The organism is Psychrosphaera algicola, from assembly GCF_028401425.1.
GTDB lineage: Bacteria > Pseudomonadota > Gammaproteobacteria > Enterobacterales > Alteromonadaceae > Psychrosphaera > Psychrosphaera algicola.
In genome coordinates, this window is sequence record NZ_JAQOMS010000002.1 from 2,637,917 (window position 1) to 2,655,658 (window position 17,742).

Annotated in this window: 18 protein-coding genes, 1 tRNA gene and 3 pseudogenes; 9 read left to right on the top strand and 13 right to left on the bottom strand. The window is 42.2% G+C overall.

The features are described 5' to 3' along the window. Positions 1-67: 67 nt before the first annotated feature. The 7 genes and pseudogenes from PN838_RS14335 to tal all read right to left on the bottom strand — a co-directional run. Positions 68-433 (bottom strand): family 43 glycosylhydrolase, encoded by a 366-nt coding sequence (locus tag PN838_RS14335; protein ID WP_272181115.1) that lies wholly within the window; start codon positions 431-433, stop codon positions 68-70. Further along, the gene (locus PN838_RS14340; protein WP_272181116.1) at positions 405-566 is read right to left on the bottom strand and encodes a hypothetical protein; all 162 of its coding nucleotides are present in this window, start codon (positions 564-566) and stop codon (positions 405-407) included. The genes PN838_RS14335 and PN838_RS14340 overlap by 29 nt, the downstream gene beginning before the upstream one ends. Next, complete coding sequence (locus PN838_RS14345; RefSeq protein ID WP_272181117.1) at positions 538-1,503, bottom strand: RICIN domain-containing protein; 966 nt, start codon at positions 1,501-1,503, stop codon at positions 538-540. Before PN838_RS14345 ends, PN838_RS14340 begins: the two co-directional genes overlap by 29 nt. Before the next feature lie 362 nt (positions 1,504-1,865). Beyond that, positions 1,866-2,057 carry a hypothetical protein gene (locus tag PN838_RS14350; protein WP_272181118.1) on the bottom strand — a complete coding sequence of 64 codons (192 nt, stop codon included), beginning with the start codon at positions 2,055-2,057 and terminating at the stop codon, positions 1,866-1,868. 16 nt (positions 2,058-2,073) lie between these two features. Then, the gene (locus tag PN838_RS14355; RefSeq protein ID WP_272181119.1) at positions 2,074-2,628 is read right to left on the bottom strand and encodes a glycoside hydrolase family 97 catalytic domain-containing protein; all 555 of its coding nucleotides are present in this window, start codon (positions 2,626-2,628) and stop codon (positions 2,074-2,076) included. Further along, entirely contained in the window at positions 2,562-3,779 is a 1,218-nt protein-coding gene (locus tag PN838_RS14360) for a glycoside hydrolase family 97 N-terminal domain-containing protein (RefSeq protein ID WP_272181120.1), read from the bottom strand. Before PN838_RS14360 ends, PN838_RS14355 begins: the two co-directional genes overlap by 67 nt. Positions 3,780-3,930: 151 nt before the next feature. Then, a pseudogene (gene tal / locus PN838_RS14365) lies at positions 3,931-4,842 on the bottom strand (transaldolase); the annotation flags it as partial. A gap of 166 nt (positions 4,843-5,008) precedes the next feature. On the opposite strand from tal, the gene PN838_RS14370 reads away from it, so the two are divergent. The 8 genes from PN838_RS14370 to PN838_RS14405 all read left to right on the top strand — a co-directional run bounded on the left by PN838_RS14370 (position 5,009) and on the right by PN838_RS14405 (position 13,131). Further along, positions 5,009-5,686 (top strand): hypothetical protein, encoded by a 678-nt coding sequence (locus PN838_RS14370; RefSeq protein WP_272181121.1) that lies wholly within the window; start codon positions 5,009-5,011, stop codon positions 5,684-5,686. 20 nt (positions 5,687-5,706) lie between these two features. Next, positions 5,707-6,651 (top strand): FGGY-family carbohydrate kinase, encoded by a 945-nt coding sequence (locus tag PN838_RS14375; RefSeq protein WP_272181122.1) that lies wholly within the window; start codon positions 5,707-5,709, stop codon positions 6,649-6,651. After that, positions 6,651-7,343 carry an L-ribulose-5-phosphate 4-epimerase gene (locus PN838_RS14380; protein ID WP_272181123.1) on the top strand — a complete coding sequence of 231 codons (693 nt, stop codon included), beginning with the start codon at positions 6,651-6,653 and terminating at the stop codon, positions 7,341-7,343. Before PN838_RS14375 ends, PN838_RS14380 begins: the two co-directional genes overlap by 1 nt. Before the next feature lie 36 nt (positions 7,344-7,379). Beyond that, positions 7,380-8,876, top strand: a complete 1,497-nt coding sequence (gene araA, locus PN838_RS14385; RefSeq protein ID WP_272181124.1) for an L-arabinose isomerase — start codon at positions 7,380-7,382, stop codon at positions 8,874-8,876. A gap of 63 nt (positions 8,877-8,939) precedes the next feature. Continuing rightward, positions 8,940-9,521, top strand: coding sequence for an HAD family hydrolase (locus tag PN838_RS14390; protein WP_272181125.1), 582 nt, complete (start codon positions 8,940-8,942; stop codon positions 9,519-9,521). A 141-nt stretch (positions 9,522-9,662) separates the two neighbouring features. Next, complete coding sequence (locus PN838_RS14395; RefSeq protein WP_272181126.1) at positions 9,663-10,685, top strand: aldose epimerase family protein; 1,023 nt, start codon at positions 9,663-9,665, stop codon at positions 10,683-10,685. A gap of 96 nt (positions 10,686-10,781) precedes the next feature. Continuing rightward, positions 10,782-12,566: a family 43 glycosylhydrolase gene (locus PN838_RS14400; RefSeq protein WP_272181127.1), complete on the top strand. Its 1,785-nt coding sequence runs from the start codon at positions 10,782-10,784 to the stop codon at positions 12,564-12,566. A gap of 316 nt (positions 12,567-12,882) precedes the next feature. After that, on the top strand, positions 12,883-13,131 hold the full coding sequence (locus tag PN838_RS14405; protein WP_272182717.1) for a hypothetical protein: 249 nt from the start codon (positions 12,883-12,885) through the stop codon (positions 13,129-13,131). Here the strand turns inward: PN838_RS14405 and PN838_RS14410 are convergent. The 3 genes and pseudogenes from PN838_RS14410 to PN838_RS14415 form a co-directional block, all read right to left on the bottom strand. Next, positions 13,040-14,234, bottom strand: a pseudogene (locus PN838_RS14410) (IS3 family transposase). The gene PN838_RS14405 and the pseudogene PN838_RS14410 sit on opposite strands and share 92 nt — an antisense overlap. A gap of 70 nt (positions 14,235-14,304) precedes the next feature. Continuing rightward, a complete protein-coding gene (locus tag PN838_RS27390) occupies positions 14,305-14,520 on the bottom strand; it encodes an AAA family ATPase (RefSeq protein WP_370661039.1) in 216 nt (71 codons plus the stop codon). 523 nt (positions 14,521-15,043) lie between these two features. Next, a tRNA-Arg gene (locus tag PN838_RS14415) sits at positions 15,044-15,118 on the bottom strand. Between the two features lie 540 nt (positions 15,119-15,658). Here PN838_RS14415 and PN838_RS14420 point away from each other — a divergent pair. Next, positions 15,659-15,841 carry a helix-turn-helix domain-containing protein gene (locus PN838_RS14420; RefSeq protein ID WP_215964451.1) on the top strand — a complete coding sequence of 61 codons (183 nt, stop codon included), beginning with the start codon at positions 15,659-15,661 and terminating at the stop codon, positions 15,839-15,841. A 15-nt stretch (positions 15,842-15,856) separates the two neighbouring features. Here the strand turns inward: PN838_RS14420 and PN838_RS14425 are convergent, their stop codons facing one another. From PN838_RS14425 to PN838_RS14435, 3 genes and pseudogenes are all read right to left on the bottom strand, one after another. Further along, positions 15,857-16,738: an aminoglycoside phosphotransferase family protein gene (locus PN838_RS14425; RefSeq protein WP_272181128.1), complete on the bottom strand. Its 882-nt coding sequence runs from the start codon at positions 16,736-16,738 to the stop codon at positions 15,857-15,859. Continuing rightward, on the bottom strand, positions 16,731-17,390 hold the full coding sequence (gene pnuC / locus PN838_RS14430; RefSeq protein ID WP_272181129.1) for a nicotinamide riboside transporter PnuC: 660 nt from the start codon (positions 17,388-17,390) through the stop codon (positions 16,731-16,733). Before pnuC ends, PN838_RS14425 begins: the two co-directional genes overlap by 8 nt. Positions 17,391-17,397: 7 nt before the next feature. Continuing rightward, positions 17,398-17,666, bottom strand: a pseudogene (locus PN838_RS14435) (YkoF family thiamine/hydroxymethylpyrimidine-binding protein). Positions 17,667-17,742: the final 76 nt, after the last annotated feature.

Here is a 17,742-nt window from a genome sequence, read left to right on the forward strand (position 1 = left end):
GCGACTAGGCCTTTTATTTTGCAACAAAAACCAGCCTCGCAGACTGGTTTTTATTGATAGCTAAAATTTAATATTTAGGCCAACCATTTTGCCAATTCAAATCACTAATTAGTAACTTGGGAGTGCCGTTATCATTTGCATCGTAGGCATGCCGAACGATATTGCCGGTGCCAAACAAATCCTGACCACTAGGACCAATCCACACTGTATTTCCCGCGTCTAAAATGCTGCCTCCATCATTCATCATATTAACGCCATTTTGATCTAAATAAGGCCCCGTTATTTGAGTCGCTCGGCCAAATCGTATGGTATACGTAGAATCAACGCCACGACAACAGCTACCTACCGATACAAATAGATAATAATAACCATCACGATAAACAATTGCAGGTGCTTCGATTACCTTAGCCATCACCATTTTGACGACTGGCAATTGAATGTGTAAACCCGGTAGGTTTCATCGTATTGGCATCAAGACGGACCAATTTAATTCCGCTAAAATATGAACCATACACTAACCAAGGATCACCGTGTTCATCAACGACCAAGGTCGGGGTCAATGGCATTGTGATCTGAGTTTGAATTAGTAGCCACAACTAAGCCTTCGTCAACCCAATTGCCAGCTGTTATATCGTTGGTGCTCAATAAACCGATCGCCGACGTATTTGAACCAAAAGTTGAAATGCTGTAATACATATAAACTTTGCCATTAAATTCTCTAACTTCAGGTGCCCACACATCGATGCCGTCATGGTTAGGTACGTAGTTTTGCCACCAAGATAATCCGTTAGGCAGTATTGCGGGTAATGGTTCCCAATGCGTCCCTCCATTCGTTGAATATTTGCCATAGATGCTAGGGCCGGTTTGATATAGCCACCAAGTGCCGTCTTTTTCGATAAAGGTTGGATCGTGCGTAACCAAATTTCCGGTAAGCGACCAATGATATGCTGCGCCGTTATTTGGCGTAGGATTTGGATCAATGTCAGAAGGGCTAGAAGGGCCGACAGGTTGAGAATCAAATGACCACTTTTGTGCCGCACCGCCCCAATATGACCATTGTCCAATATTAGCGCCGTCGCTTGTATCCCAAGCTAATAAGTCGAGCGCTTTACCGCTAAACTTATTAATAATGAAGTAGCTAGCTCCATCTTTGTTAATGGACCAGAGCTGTGGATCTCCGCCCCAATAATCGTACTGTACGACGTTGCCGCCATCACTTTGATCCCAGTTAAAGACTTCCATCGCTTTGCCGCTATGGATGGCTCGAATACTGTAGTAACCATCGCCTTGGTGTTCAATCTGCCATTTTTGATTATCAAAACCGTTCTCGGGCCAAGAAATTATGTTGGCACCGCTATCTTGAAGCCCAGCTTCGACTTCCACTAATTTATTGCTGTGGTCGTTTTTAATCGTATAGATACCGTTTGGGATATCAAATGCGATAGCGGTGAGTGAAGGAAGTAATAATGTACTCGATAGAGCATATTTTAAATGTATTTTCATTGTGGTTTACCTGTTGATGTTTTCCCTATTTTTATTGTTATATCTGCTCCTTTAGATATAGTTGTTATTATATTACAATATGATCTTGGATGTAGAAGGTCAACAAAATTTGTTTGATATTTAACCCATACTCAAATAGTCATGAACTAAATATCAAAAAAGAAGAAACTATCGCTGGCTTAAAGCATAGTAAATTGCGGTTCTTAACATTTTGTGGTCATCAATTGTCGCCTAATGGCGACAATAGACTTAACTAGACGAAACCTTGAGTTGCTTTAACGACACAGATAGACAAGGCATTAAAGTATGAGGACAATCGCAGAAATCGCGAATAACATGATGGTTTTAATAACGGTCATGAATTAGTCTTCCATATATATAACGGCCCCACCTTGAGGTGCTAGTTTAAGCGTGAGTTTTCCGGTTTCACGGATAGTTAGTTGACGTTGAATACTCGATAACCGTTCTCCATCTTCGATAATTGTGACCTGTTTTCCAACTAACATTGGAACAACCACTTCCAGTGTTTTAGGTTGTTTTTCACCGTTTGTCACCCCGATATACCACTTGTCATCCAAGCGCCTTAGCAATTGCAACGTGATCGGCCGGTTTACCGGATATTAATTTCGTTTCATCCCAGTTTGCTGGCACTTGTTTCAAAAATCTCAACACATACTTTGGCTGTTCGTTGAGGTTATTTGGAGTAAGGCCAAAATGTTGGATTGGAGATTGATATACAATACTGGTGGCCAATTCAAAGGCATCTGTGGTGGTTCGGATTGTTCCGCCATCTTGGTTTTTAGTTAATCGGGTATTAAGAAAGACCGGAGCAAAATCCATTGCGCCGATAGCATTGCGAGTGAATGGCAAAATTGTCGAGTTTAGCGCGTGTTTGTTCATCGAATCTTGGAAAAAGATTAGGTTTTCCGATGCCATTACGGCTTCAGAACTGACAAAGTTTGGATACATGCGTTCCCAGCCTCGAGGAATGGTACTACCATGTACGGTAACTAGGAGTCCGAAGTCATTGGCGTCAGTGAATATGTCTTCATATAACTTTATCGTTTGCTGTTTGTCGCCACCAAAAAAATCGACCTTAATACCTTTGATCCCAATAGACTCCATCCAGGCCATTTCTTTTTACGTTTGGCACTGTTGTTCATGATGTCCTGAGGTGTCTGAGGAGCGTCATTCCACCATCCATTTGAGTTATACCACAACATCAATTCCACATTTTTGGTTGCCGAATATTTCGCAAGTTGCTCTATTTTATTGCGGCCAATTTGGGTATCCCACAAACTATCTATCAATACGTATTCGAGATTTAAATCGGCAGCTAGGTCAATGTATTTGATCTGGTCCTCGTAGTAGATGCTCTCATCCTGCCAAACAATCCAACTCCATGACGCTCGACCCATTTTATAGCGGTTTTTGGCACTAAATCTTGGCGTGACTAAATCATAAGGAATCGATGTTTCTACGATAGGCGAGAGGTCGCTTCCAACCGTGATAGTTCGCCACGGTGTTTTTGCAGGTAGCGCCATCGCTGCGTAAGTCGCACCTATCCCCGAATTTTCTCCTTCCTGTGGAAATAACAAGGGATAATTGCCGTCCGCGCCACTTTCTCCAAGGCGACTGCCAACATAACGGCTATCAAGGTCGGTTTCGGAGATCAGTAGCCAACCTTTTGATTTTATCTCAAACAGAGCCGGCAACGTATACCCAACGTTATTTGCAGAAGACATCGAGTGAGTACCATATACTGTGTAAGGTTCTTCATAACTCGGTTTCGTTTGCATCCAACCGGTTTCTGGTAAGGCTTGTGAAGTAATAAAAGTCGCGGCGTCGTCTGGCAAATTAAAACTGGTTGATTCGCCAAAAATTTTGATCCGGGTAGCGCCAGAATTGGAACGGACGCCATAACGGAATGCTAAGTTATTGTTTGATACTTGAACGTCTACTTCTAAAGTGTCGTTCTTTTTATTCGCCAATGTTACCGACAGGGTGTTGGCTAAATATTGAAATTGGCTGTGCTTAGCATTAGACATTTCATATCGTTCAGCAATCTCATTATAGGAATGAGACTGTAAAGTTAACGCGCTGGTGAAGTCTCCTAGGGAAGTTTCTAAGCCTAGTGAAGAAGGTTCAATAAAGACCCTATTTTGGTAGGTCACTTGGTATTTTAATTCACCATCTAACAAAAATAGTTCTATGGCAGTTTGATTATCAGGACTCTTTAGCGTGAGGCGTTCTGCTGAAGTGACGCTGAAGTTCAATAAGGCAGTGGCACAGGTTAATAGAAAAATGTGGATCCGAAACATATGAAGCACTCTTATTTTTATATTTTTTATGTACTCACATTAAGCGAGTGGTTTTAAAACTACTTTTAATTAAAAAAGACTCCTTAAAATAAGGAGCCTCGTTCAATTACAGATGTTCTTTGATGGTTTGTTCTAACGTTTTTTGGTCTTTTGCAAATTGTCGAATGCCTTCGGCTAACTTGTCATGGGCCATCGCATCTTCGTTCATTGCCCAACGGAAATCCTGTTCGGTCATCACGTCAGAAGTCGTAGATAAGGTTGATGCTGGGTGCAATTTACATTCAATTTCACCGTTAGTATTCGCTAATTCTTCCAACAAAGTAGGGCTTATTGTTAGCCGATCACAGCCAGCCAATTGGCGAATTTCTTCAGTATTTCTGAAGCTGGCGCCCATCACTATCGTGCGATAATTATGTTGCTTAAAGTAGTTGTAGATCTCCGTGACTGATTTTACGCTAGGATCATCAGCGCCTTCGTAATGGTGTTCAGGTTGTGTTTTTTGTACCAATCTAAGATGCGACCAACAAAAGGGGAAATGAGATACACATCCGCTTCTGGCACATGCTTTTGCTTGAGCAAACGAAAATAACAAGGTCACATTACAGTTGATCCCTAATGACTGGAGGATCCGGGCCGCTTGAATACCTTCCCATGTCGCCGCGACCTTTATCAAAATTCGTTTTGGATCAACTCCTTGCTCTTCATATAAATTTAGTAGTTGTTTGGCTTTTTCTACGGTACCCATGGTATCAAAAGAAAGGTGGGCATCGACTTCAGTTGAAACTAAGCCCGGAACCTGTTCCAACAATTTACTGCCTATCAATACACAAAGCTTATCTGACGCAGCTTCAATTACATTTTCCGGATGATTACTTTTGGCCCAGGTTATTGCGTCATCTAATAAAGTTTGAAATTTAGGTTGTTGGATCGCCTTTAAAATCAGCGATGGATTTGTCGTTGCGTCTTGTGGTGAAAAGCGTTCTATCGCTTCAAAGTCGCCAGTATCTGCTACTACAGTAGTAAATTTTTTAGACTAGTTAACTGATCCATTATTGTTCCTCTTACTCTTTAAAAATAATTTAATAATATTTATTTGTGTTTTGTTATTAGTGATATTATCATACAAATAAATATTGGATAGCAAAATTTGTTACTCCTGTTAATTTTTAAAGAGAAAGGTTGTTATGTCTTCTTATACTCTTGGCCTAGATTATGGGTCAGATTCAGTCCGCGCATTATTAGTGGATGTTACTACCGGCGCTGAAGTTGCCAGCAGTATGGTTATGTACCCTAGATGGTCAGCAGGTTTGTTCTGTAAGCCTGAATTGGATCAATACCGTCAACATCCACAAGATTATCTCGATAGCCTAGTTGAGGTGGTGAACGAACTCTGGACACAAGTGTCTCCATCTGTTGCAACCAGTGTTATAGGTATGAGTTTCGATACAACTGGTTCAACACCGGTCGCAATTAATAAGGAAGGTACGCCGCTGGCGCTTACGTCTGAATTTGCTGAAAATCCCAACGCAATGTTTGTGCTGTGGAAAGATCATACTTCCATTAAAGAAGCTCAAGAAATTACAGACGCTGCGAATTCTGCAGATATCAATTACCTATCCTATATGGGCGGCATCTATTCTTCAGAATGGTACTGGGCTAAAGCATTACATGTTTTACGCCAAGATGAAGGCGTTCGTCGTGCGGTGTATTCTTGGGTAGAACATTGCGATTGGATGACCGCGTTAATGTGCGGAACAACGGATCCAAAACAACTACAGATGGGGCGATGCGCCGCTGGACACAAGTTAATGTGGAACGAAAACTGGGATGGGTTTCCTCCAAATGACTTTTTAAATCAATAGATCCTCTATTAGATGGTTTAGTGGATACCTTAAATCCAGCAACGCAAACAAGCGACATTAGTGCAGGTCAGTTGACTAAAGAGTGGGCGGATAAACTGGGATTACCAGCAGGCATTGCGGTTGGATACGGCGCTTTTGATTGTCATATGGGCGCAGTCGCAGCCAACGTGCGTCCAAACGTATTAACCAAAGTCATGGGCACATCAACCTGCGACATTACCGTTGCTACCCCGACAGAGCTTGGAGATATATGTGTACCGGGTATTTGCGGTCAGGTAAACGGTTCTGTGATCCCCGGCATGATTGGTCTGGAAGCAGGACAGTCGGCGTTTGGCGACCTTTATGCTTGGTTCAAAAAGGTGCTGTTGTGGCCAACTAGACATGTCGAAGGCATTATCTCACCGGCGCAGCTTCAACAACTTGAAGACTCAATCCTGATCGATTTATCACGTGCCGCGCAGTCACTCCCTATAAAGGAAAACGATATTGTTTCATTAGATTGGGTAAACGGTCGCCGGACGCCGGATGCGGATCAAAATGTATCAATGGCACTGACTGGCATAAAAATGGGAGCAGATGCCCCTCATTTATTTAAAGCTATTGTAGAAGCAACCGCATTCGGGGCGCGCGCCATTACCGAACGTTTTCAACAGTCGGGAATTCCGATTAGTTCCATCGTTACTATTGGTGGGATCTCCAAAAAGTCAGATTACGTAATGCAAACTTGTGCAGATATTTGGAAATGTCCAATTGAAGTCTTGGACAGCGATCAAAGTTGCGCGCTTGGCGCCGCCATTATGGCATCGGTAGCCGCAGGCAAGTATCCATCCGTAGAAGCTGCACAACAAGTGATGGCTTCACCGGTATGTAAAACCTATCAGCCTAACGCAGACAATATCGCCGTTTACGACGCGTTATACGCGAAATATCAAGCGCTTGGCAAAGTAGTTTCAGGAGATTTGTAATGAATTTTAAAGAATTAAAACGCGAAGTGTTTGAGGCGAACTTAGAACTCGTTAATCGAGGGTTGGTGATTTACACCTTGGGAAACGTTTCTCAAGTCGATCGTAATGCCGGAATTATGGCAATTAAGCCAAGCGGAGTGTCATATAGTGACATGAAAGCCGATGACATGGTTTTGGTCGATATGGAAAACAATGTCGTTGAAGGAACGATGCGTCCATCGTCGGATACAAAAACCCATACTCATTTATATCGTCACTTTGACAATATCGGCGGGGTTACCCATACCCATTCAACTTACGCAACTGCATGGGCTCAGGCTAAACAGGCAATCCCATGTTTTGGCACGACACACGCGGACTTTGCTCATGGGGAAATCCCTTGTACGGGCGAATTAACTAATGAACAGATAACTCGTGACTATGAAGAAGAAACCGGTGTGCAAATTACGGATACCTATAAAGACCGTAACCCCATAGAAACACCAATGGTTGTTGTCGCAGGCCACGCCCCATTTACTTGGGGCAAAGACGGTGCACAGTCGGTTTATCACGCTGTCGTGTTAGAGGAAATTGCACGTATGGCCTATTTGACACGAACGTTAAATCCACATTCTGAACTTCTTAAACAAGAAGTTGCAGATAAACATTACCTTCGTAAGCACGGTAAAAATGCATATTACGGCCAAAGCTAATTGGCCCCGAAATAAATTGAAATTAAGGAAATAATCATGTCTACAAAACAAATTTGGTTTGTTACCGGGTCGCAGCATTTATATGGCCCAAAAGTGTTAGCCGAAGTCGCCGACAACAGTTCAGCGATTGTAAACGGTTTAAATGAAACCGGTAAACTGCCAGCAACATTAATCTGTAAACCAACCGTAAAAACTCCGGAAGAAATTTATACCGTTTGCCAACAAGCAAATAACGACGCAAATTGTGTCGGCTTAGTATTATGGATGCACACATTCTCGCCGGCAAAAATGTGGATCGCAGGATTAAACGAACTGCAAAAACCTTGGTTGCATCTCCATACTCAATTCCACGCAGAGTTGCCGTGGGATAGCATTAACATGAATTATATGAATACACACCAAAGCGCACATGGCGACCGAGAGTTTGGCTTCATCGGTACGCGTATGAGAAAAGAGCGCAAAGTTGTGGTTGGACATTGGCAATCACCGCATGTGGTCGAGCAAATTGATAATTGGAGCCGTGCGGCATTAGGCTGGGCAGAAAGCCAATCTCTTAAAATCGCTCGGTTTGGCGACAATATGCGTCATGTAGCGGTAACGGAAGGGGATAAAGTTGCGGCACAAATTACTTTTGGTTATCAAGTGCATGCCTATGGTGTCGGCGATTTGGCGGATGTAGTGAACTCTATTTCAGAGAGCCAAGCGCAAGCCCAAATTGATCTGTACCAAAATGATTATGAAATATCCGCAGATATCCTTGCAGATAGTTATGCACGTCAGATGTTAATCAATGAAGCAAAACTCGAATTAGGTATGGAGAAGTTTTTAACTGACGGCGGTTTTGGTGCATTTACCAATTGTTTTGAGAACCTTACAGGTTTAACCGGGTTGCTAGGACTAGCAACACAGAGGCTCATGTCGAAAGGCTTTGGTTACGGTGGCGAAGGCGATTGGAAGACTTCGGCAATGGTGCGCATTTTAAAAGTAATGGGGGCTGGTCGTGATGGCGGTGCAAGTTTTATGGAAGATTACACCTACAACTTCAATGACAAGGTTGACCAAATATTAGGGGCACACATGCTGGAAATTTGCCCTTCAATTTCTGCGGCTAAACCTCGATTAGAAGTTCATCGTCATACCATTGGGGTTAAATGTGATGTCGCGCGTCTATTGTTTAATGCTATGTCGGGGCCGGCGATTTGTGTGTCGCCAATCGATATGGGTAATCGATTCCGTATCATTGTAAACGAAGTTGATACCGTTGATTTACCTGAAGGCACGCCAAATCTTCCAGTCGCATCGGCGTTATGGCAACCAAAACCTAACCTGAACGTCGCGGCCGCCGCATGGATAATTGCTGGTGGTGCACACCATTCAGCCTACAGCCAACAAGTGACAACCGATATGATTGAAGACTATGCCGATATGGCCGGTGTTGAAACGGTCGTTATCGATGACGGTACCGAGATCCGTCAATTTAAAAATGAACTACGTCAAAACTCGGCTTATTACGCGTTAAAACAAGGCGTTTAATTCGAAAAAAACTGGCTTGAATGTCTCTAGTATCGTCAAGCTAATGGAATGAGTGAGGGAGTTATGGACCTATCTAAGTACGAAGGGATAATTTTTGATATGGACGGAACATTGGTCGACTCAATGCCATCGCATATCGAAGCGTGGCGGTTGACCTGTCTACATTATGGTTATCCTTTTGACTTAGATTATATGTGGAGTTTGGGTGGCGTTCCGACAATTGAAACGGTCACATTATTAAACGCAAAATATCAACTTGCACGTGATGAAGAAGAAGTTGCCAAGACCAAAAACCTGCTTTGGAAACAGTTGAACCTCACGCCATCGTTAATAAATGTTACCTACGACATCTTTCAGCAATATCTAGGCGTGTTACCAATGGGGATCGGCACCGGTGCCGAGCGCAGCCACGCTCTGGAATTATTACAACACCATGGTTTATTTAATAAGATTAACGTATTAGTGACGGCTACTGATGTTACTAATGGCAAGCCGCATCCGGAAACATTTCTTTCGGCGGCAGATAAGATGAAGATAAATCCAACCAAGTGCATTGTATTTGAAGATACTAAAATTGGTGCTATTGCCGCTCAGCGAGCCGGTATGGACTGCATTTTGGTGAAAAATGGTCAACTAATTTTATAACAATAAAAATCAACAGGAGTCCTAAGCATGAACTTTAGCAATGGGATTAGACACAGTATCAAAAAATCTCTAACGGCAATATTAGGGATATCATTGAGTATTAGTTCCTTAGGTGTACTGGCACTCAACGAAGGAGTAAAAATGAATAATAAAATCCCAAGTGCAAGCTTGTCGCATTACGGTTACCTTGAAGATAGAACGCCGGTTTCGCAAGTGACGATGACCAATTCGCACGGTGTGACGGTCAAAGTGATCAGTTACGGTGGCATAATCACCGACGTGTTCACACCTGACAAAAATGGTGAGTATGCGAATATCGTTTTAGGTATGGACAACATTGAAGCATACGAGTCGAGCAACCCATATTACGGCGCCATTATCGGACGGTATGGTAACCGTATTGCCAACGGGCGATTTAAACTCAATGGTGTCGAATATCAACTGGCAAAAAACAATGGTGAAAATCATTTACACGGTGGCCTCAATGGCTTTGACCGCAAAAACTGGCAGTTAGCCCCGTTTACCACAGAAAATAGTGCAGGCGTCACGTTAACGTTAATTAGCCCTGATGGTGATCAAGGTTACCCTGGACAGTTGGAAATGACCGTCACCTACGTATTAACAAACAACAACTCGTTAGAAATGTCCTTCTCCGCAACGACCGACAAAGCGACAATTGTTAATATGACACAACATTCTTACTTTAACCTAGCAGGAAGTGGCAGCATATTAGGCCATGAACTCATGATCCCTGCCAAAAGTATTACGCCGGTTGATGAAGGTTTGATACCAACTGGTGAATTAATGGCCGTTGCTGACACGCCGTTCGACTTCAATACCGCAAAAGCGATGGGCGCTGACATTGAAGCGTCACATCAACAACTTGAATATGGAAAAGGCTACGATCATAACTATGTACTGAAACCTGAGGTGAACGATGAACTCATTGTTGCGGCAAAGGTATCTGAGCCGCAGTCAGGTCGTACTTTAACGGTGCTAACCGACGAGCCAGCGATACAGTTTTATTCTGGCAATTTTATGGACGGCACGACAAGTCGCAACGGCAAACCCTTTGGTTTTCGTACGGGCTTTTGTTTAGAGCCGCAGCATTACCCAGACTCGCCAAATCAACCAAATTTTCCAAGTACCACTTTGTTACCTTGATGAGCAATATCAAATCCGAATCGTGTATGAATTTGGGGTTAACCAGTAAGGTTAAGTGATTGAAGAAAGGATAAGTGATTGAAGAAAGGATAAATTATGAATTTAGTATCAAATTTAAAAAATTCGTTACAGCTGACTTTGTTAACGACTGCGATAATGGTTGCTTCTTGTAGCATTAATTTGGATGACAATCGCGCAGCCAAAATAGAATCCAAGCCAACTCAAGATGACGGCACTTTCACCAATCCGTTGTTCCCCAATGGTGCCGATCCTTGGTTAGAGTATTGGGACGGAAATTACTATCTGACTACAACGACTTGGACATCCGAACTGGTGATGCGCAAATCCCCAACTTTGGCCGGTTTAGCAGAAGCGACGCCAATAAATGTTTGGTCATCTGCGGATCCTATTCGTAACGCAAATTTTTGGGCATTTGAGTTTCACCGATTAAAAGGACCGAATGGTCACCGTTGGTACATGATGTATACGGCAGGGCAGGACGGAACTTTAGATCACCAACATCTCAATGTATTAGAGAGTGCGGGTGACGATCCGATGGGGCCTTATGAATATAAAGGCGCGTTAATGCCCAATGTCTGGAATATTGACGGTAACTACTTAGAATACAATGACAAACTGTATGTGATTTACTCTCAATGGCAGGGCAACCAACAATTGAACATTATTGCCGAAATGGATACGCCTTGGTCGTTAAAAGAAGGTGTAGAGCACACCATATTAACGAGGCCGGAATTAGATTGGGAGATCAGCGGTCGCAAGGTCACTGAAGGCGCGGAGATCTTGCAGCGAAATGGTCGCACTTTTATGACATATTCCGCTAGCTTCTGTAACACCCCAGATTACAAACTGGGTTTACTTGAACTTGTCGGTGATGATCCTATGAACATTGATCACTGGAAAAAATTTGAGAAACCCGTTTTTGAGCGTACTGAAACTGTTTTTGGCCCAGGGCACAATGGTTTCTTTACCTCGCCAGACGGAAAAGAAGAGTGGCTTGTTTATCATGGTAACGATTCCGTCGAACACGGTTGCAGCGCGACACGTTCTTTACGCGCACAAAAATTCTCTTGGAATGAAGATGGTACGCCTAATTTTGGTACACCGCTTACTCCGGGCGTAAAAGTGGCGCCACCTTCTGGCGAATACGGCCCTCTGATAACTCGCGTTCAGGGGCAGCATTATCAAATTGTCAATGCCACAACAAATTTGTGTCTAGACTCGGGTAGCGATCCGCAAAACCCTAAAGCAGTGCAAAATCAATGTAGCGTCACAAATGGTCGATGGGTGATCGATGCCATGAGTGACAACTATGTGCGTTTAGCCAACCAAGAAGACAGTAAATTTTTAGAGGTTGCAGGATGTTCTACTGCCGAAAACGCTAAAGTGCGTTCAGCCGCTTGGCGCAACAACTATTGCCAGCAATGGCAAGTGAACGACGGCTCAGATGGAAACCTGACGTTTACAAATCGTTATTCAGGTAAAGCGTTATCAATCGCTGGGTGTTCGGCATCGACCAATCAATCGGTATTACAAGCCAGTGACGCGCCATGCAGTGAATGGCAATTACGACCGACCGGTGACGTTGTCATTTTGAGTCAACAAAGCGGTAAATCTCTAACGGTGGAAGGCAAGCCTAAAATCGGTGCGAATGTTTTCCAGCTGGCATGGCAGCATAAAGACACCCAACGATGGGAGTTTAAGCCAATTGAATCGGGTTTTATCTCGATTAAACCCAAAGGCTTTGATTTGTGTGTAGCCGTTGGAGGAGGGGATATTACCCTAGGAGCAAACGCGGAACTGACGAACTGTGAAGATAAAACTGCTCAGTGGAAAATATCTTTAGTCCCGGGGGCGGCATAACGCTGACCAACCGTTACACCAAACAAGCGCTTGGACTCGAAAATTGTGGCTTGGCCGAGCAACAAAACTTCGGCTTACAACCAATATTTAAAAATAAATGCCAGATATTCCATTTAAGGCAACCTGACTAACCGTATTTACTTAACCGTGTTGTGTGTAATTGGGACATCTCCCAAGCCAAAGGCCTCTAAATTTTTTAGGGGCCTTTTTAAATTGCCTGTTATTGGTTTTTTCTGCTAAATCAGGACAGACCAACAATCGGCTTAGGTTTAGTTGAGCGTCTTCCCACATAAGTAATACGCTAAGGAATAAAAGATTGCCAAATGCATCATTTTGGATGGAGGTGCCGATGAAAGCCGAAACCTTGAAGTCTGGTTTTATGGATAAAGGGCTGTTCTATCGCACTGACGAGGGGACACAACAAGGCGGAGTCATATCTCCAACCTTGATGCTAATGACTCTTACTGTAGTGGTCAAGTTAAATTGGCCACGGTTTTATAGTTTAGCCAGTATCTTTTCTCTGACTCATTTGGTGCCAAACCGCCATTATGCTGATGCGGCCTAACTTGGCTGTAATAGCCAATAATATATTTCGTGATATCTATCTTAGCTTCATTAAAACTACGATAACCTACCGTCGGTATCCATTCTGTCTTTAAACTTCTGAAAAATCGCTCCATCGGTGCGTTGTCCCAGCAATTTCCGCGTCAGCTCATGCTTTGTTTTATCTGGTAACGCCACAGCCTCTGTCTGAATTTTCGGCTCGTGTAGTGACTTCCTTGGTCACTGTGATACATCACGTTTTCAGGTCTGCCACGTAGCTCGTAAGCCATTGTTAGTGCTTTGACTGTTAAATCGCTATCAGGTGAGTGTGACATGGCCCACCCAACAGGTTTTCGAGCGAACAAATCAATCACGACCGCTAAATAGGCCCAACGATTTCCTGTCCATATGTACGTCACATCGCCGCACCAGACTTGATTGGGCGCAGTTACATCAAACTGACGTTCAAGCAAATTAGGTATTGCCACATGCTCCTTTGAGCCTTTCTTATAAGCATGTTGAGGTAGCTGGCAACTGACTAAATTAAGCTTTTTCATTAAGTTAGTAGCTCGATATCGACTTAACGTTACGTCACTTTCATCTTGTGTAATGATTTCACTTATTGTTCTGGAGCCTGCGGAGCCACCACTCAACTCATGAGCATTCTCGACCTTTTTAAGCAGCATTTGATACTCAAGCGATGGCGAGTTATCTCGCTTTAACCAATATTTATAGCTACTGCGGTGAACGCTGAAAACGTCGCACAATAATTTAATTGGATACCTTAGCTTTATGGCTCTGATTGAGTTTTTCGATTAATTCGAATTGTTCAGTGAGTCCGACATCAACAGAGCCGTAGCCTTTTTAGAATTTCCTTTTCTAATTCAATGCGTTCGATTTTCTTTTCAAGCTCTCTTATCCTAAGCTGCTCGGGAGTCATGGGGCTGCTTTAGGCGCTTTACCTTGCCGTTCTTCTTTTAACTGTTTAACCCATTTACCAATCGTCGAATAACCCACATTCATGGCCTTGGCTGCTTCTTCATGGGTATAACCATGATCGAGTACCAATTGTGCCGTTTCTAATCTAAATTCTGGGCTGAAATTTTTACGTGACTTCTTAGCCATTATCTTCACCTAATACTGTTATGATTCAATCATAACATCCTCTAATTAGGTGGCCAAAATCACTATGCCACTACAATGGAGGCGTTAGCAGTCTAATCGCATCTATCGCATTACTTTTTCCACTATTATTTTCACCTACTAAGATGGTTAACTCTTGTTGGAAGGAAATTTGGTTTGACTTGAATGAGCGGAAGTTTTCTAACGAGAGTTTTTTAGATACATTTCGTGACCTCTTATCCCTGAATCTAAATTTTGCGTCCCAACTTTGCATAACTGCATGTACCATTACTAAAGGTGTGTGCGTTTTGCTAATAGTTCGATGTATTTACTATGCCTTTCATACCGCTAGGTACAATTTAGTACCGACGCTATTAGTGTTTTTTACTATTCTTTTACACACTTTTTAGCATAAAAAAACCGTTGCTACATATGATTTCTTTATAAAATTACAAGATAAAACAGAAACGCACTATTGGCATATTTTTCTTCTCCATTAGCATTAATACTTTGGAAATATATGTGTTCGATTAATGAATGCTTCCAAGAGTCAAATAACAGCGGCGAATCAACATGCTCAACTATTGTTCTCTCAAGGCTCTATTTAAAGTAGTTACTCTAACTTAGAAAGGGGCAGGAATAATTTTGACCCCCATCTCTATATTGAATTCTAGCACTGCATATTATTTAATTTTGAGTATCCAAAACCCGATCGCTAATAACTTTGGTCACACAGTGGTCACAAAGCGAAATCGTAGCGGTTTTTGGTCACAAGGTTTGCGTCGGTTTTTAAAGGTTGGAATTTTGTAGAATGGCGCTCCCGACAAGAATCGAACTTGTGACTTAGACTCCGGAGGTCCACGTGATATCCACTTCACCACGGGAGCGTTTACTTACTTTTTGTGCAGTCGACTTTGCGTCGAGTATCTTTGTGTTTGGCGTGAAACAGCTGAAAAAGCCGCATCCCTCATTTTTACGTTTTAAAAACGTCGCATCCTCCGGAGGGTCGCGTGATATCCACTTCACTACGGGAGCAACTGGGCAGTAGTTTATGGAATAAGGGTGATAATTGCCAACATAAATCGATAAACGTTCCCTAACTGTTCAAATTTACAACAGTTTGTAGGTCATCATAATAAGCCAAACCTGACTCGCCGCAATGGGCTGCACGATATATAGACAACCTAATATTGAGGTTAATTTGGTATTTTATTAGATGAATTTTTTATTGCGTACAACAATACGGTTATCTTAAATTTAAAAAATCAGAGATAAACAATTGTTTTATCACCCTATTTTAGTTTACATTGGTGTAACCATGCTATTTACGTTTATTGCCAATTTGGCAAATTTAACTAGATATTTTGGCGTAATAAGCTTTAATTAACTCACCACATTCATATGATAAAAAGGGTAGGAGACGGGGTATGTCGTTAATGACAGTAGATCAAGTAGCTGAATTTCTTGGCGTAAAAGACGTTAGAGTTTTACGATTAGAACGCGAGCACTTGTTAAATGCAGCTGAAAAAGATGGCGGCGGTAACCCGTTGTTTAATCAAGAAGACGTTAAAAAATATAAAGAAATTGCTGAGCGACTCGGCGGCATCTAGTCTCTTCAGATACTACTATTGATAAAGCCTTAATGGGTGGTTGTGTTTTAACGCCCAGCAAAGGCAAGTTAGTCGGTAAAACTCAATCCAATGCTGTGCACCTTGCACAAATTCATTAGGCGCTAATTCATTGCTACCGCTTTTATTAAAAATTGCCGTTAAGTTAAATTGTTGTACATAACTTAGCAGCAACTTTTGAGTCTGTAGTTCGTTTAATTCAAATTCGACAATGATACTCGCGAGATCCCATCGAACGTCGGTGTACTGTGCACATTCCCAATCTAACAAGCCAACCTTAGTATGATCAGGTGTCATTAAGATATTGCCTAGATTTAGATCTCCATGAACTAACCCTTTGAAACACCCAGTTATATTTTCATTGTTATCCATCAGACATTTAATGGCTTCAAATTTTTGTTTTAACTGCCATTGGTCGTTTCTTGTCGTTAATACTGAGTCTATTTCTTGTTTTAACTGCGTGATTGTCCAAGTTGCAGGACTTACCTGCTCTAACTTTGTTGTATGGGCTTCTATGAGCGCATCGACAACTAACGGTAACATTGTCAATAATAACTCTCGGCTCATCAACGCCCCAACAATTTCTTCTGTCGCTAATGACATCCCCTTATTATCACGCCAAGTGACCTTTGGAACGCTTAGATTTTGATGTGGTTGCGAGTTTAAATGTTGGGTAATATCAGCTTCATATTGCAATGAATCTGATGCTAGTTTTGTGCGTGCAGTTTTAAGATACCAGACTTGGCCATTATCAAAGTAACATTTTAAGGTGTTGTGGGTGCCTACAAACACGGCATCTAACCGAACGATTTGGTCAAGTAAAGCTTGGGGTAAATGCCTAACCTGAGGTGTGTCTACTAGATCAATGCCATTACGCATGGTCTAATAATTCATTGTCGTCTGTTTCTTGCTCTTTAATATACAACTTACGCCAACTTACATAGCCGTGGGCGGCAAATAGGGTATATAACATAAATAGGACGACGGTTGGGTAGTAGCCCTGTGTGACATATAGAAACAAGGATGCGATATCAATTACAACCCAATAGAGCCAATTCTCCAATACTTTTTGGGTTAGTAAATACGTAGCAAATAGCGCAAATACTGTAGTGAAAGTATCTAAGTACGCCATGTTTGCATGGGTAAAGTTGTCGAGCATAAATCCAACCACCAATACCATTAACGAAATAACAGCAATGTATTTTATGTGGGATGCCATACGCCACGATATAATTGGTTTTACGGTGGTGATATCTTCAAAAATCGCATTTTCTTCTGCACATTTATCAACAGTGCGCCACTGGTGAAAACCAAAAACCGCCATCAACATATAATAAAAGTTTAGCAGGCTTTCCATTAGCAAGGCACCATGCCAAAAGAGTAGGGTGTAGATTGCCGTACTAACAAAAGCCGCTGGCCAACACCAACTATTTTGTTTTATGGCTAATATGACATATACAAGGCTCAAAATAGCGGCAATGTATTCCCATATCGACATTGCTTCGAATCCAGCTAAAACCCCATCAATCATTTTCCGATTAGCCCTTACCAACTGTGTTAGACAAGTCACCTGGAATAAACTTACAGACAAATACGGTTGTTCCAAACTGCTCGAAGCTTCGTTTTAGTTCGGTATTTAAAGCGCTCATAACTATGTCATAGTCACCAAAAATTTGAGTACTCATGCAATTTGTAGATACGTTAATTGCTGAGTACTGATTTAGCCTATAGCGATAAAATCAGAGATAGCCGCTATATAATCAACTTCGCTTAGTGGGTACTTACTTATTTCGACGCTTAATTTCAATTTCGTGCTTCTCTTGATCTAATTTTCAAACTGCTTTTGGGGTCTAAACTCTTGCCTAAAATTGTTGGGTTTTATC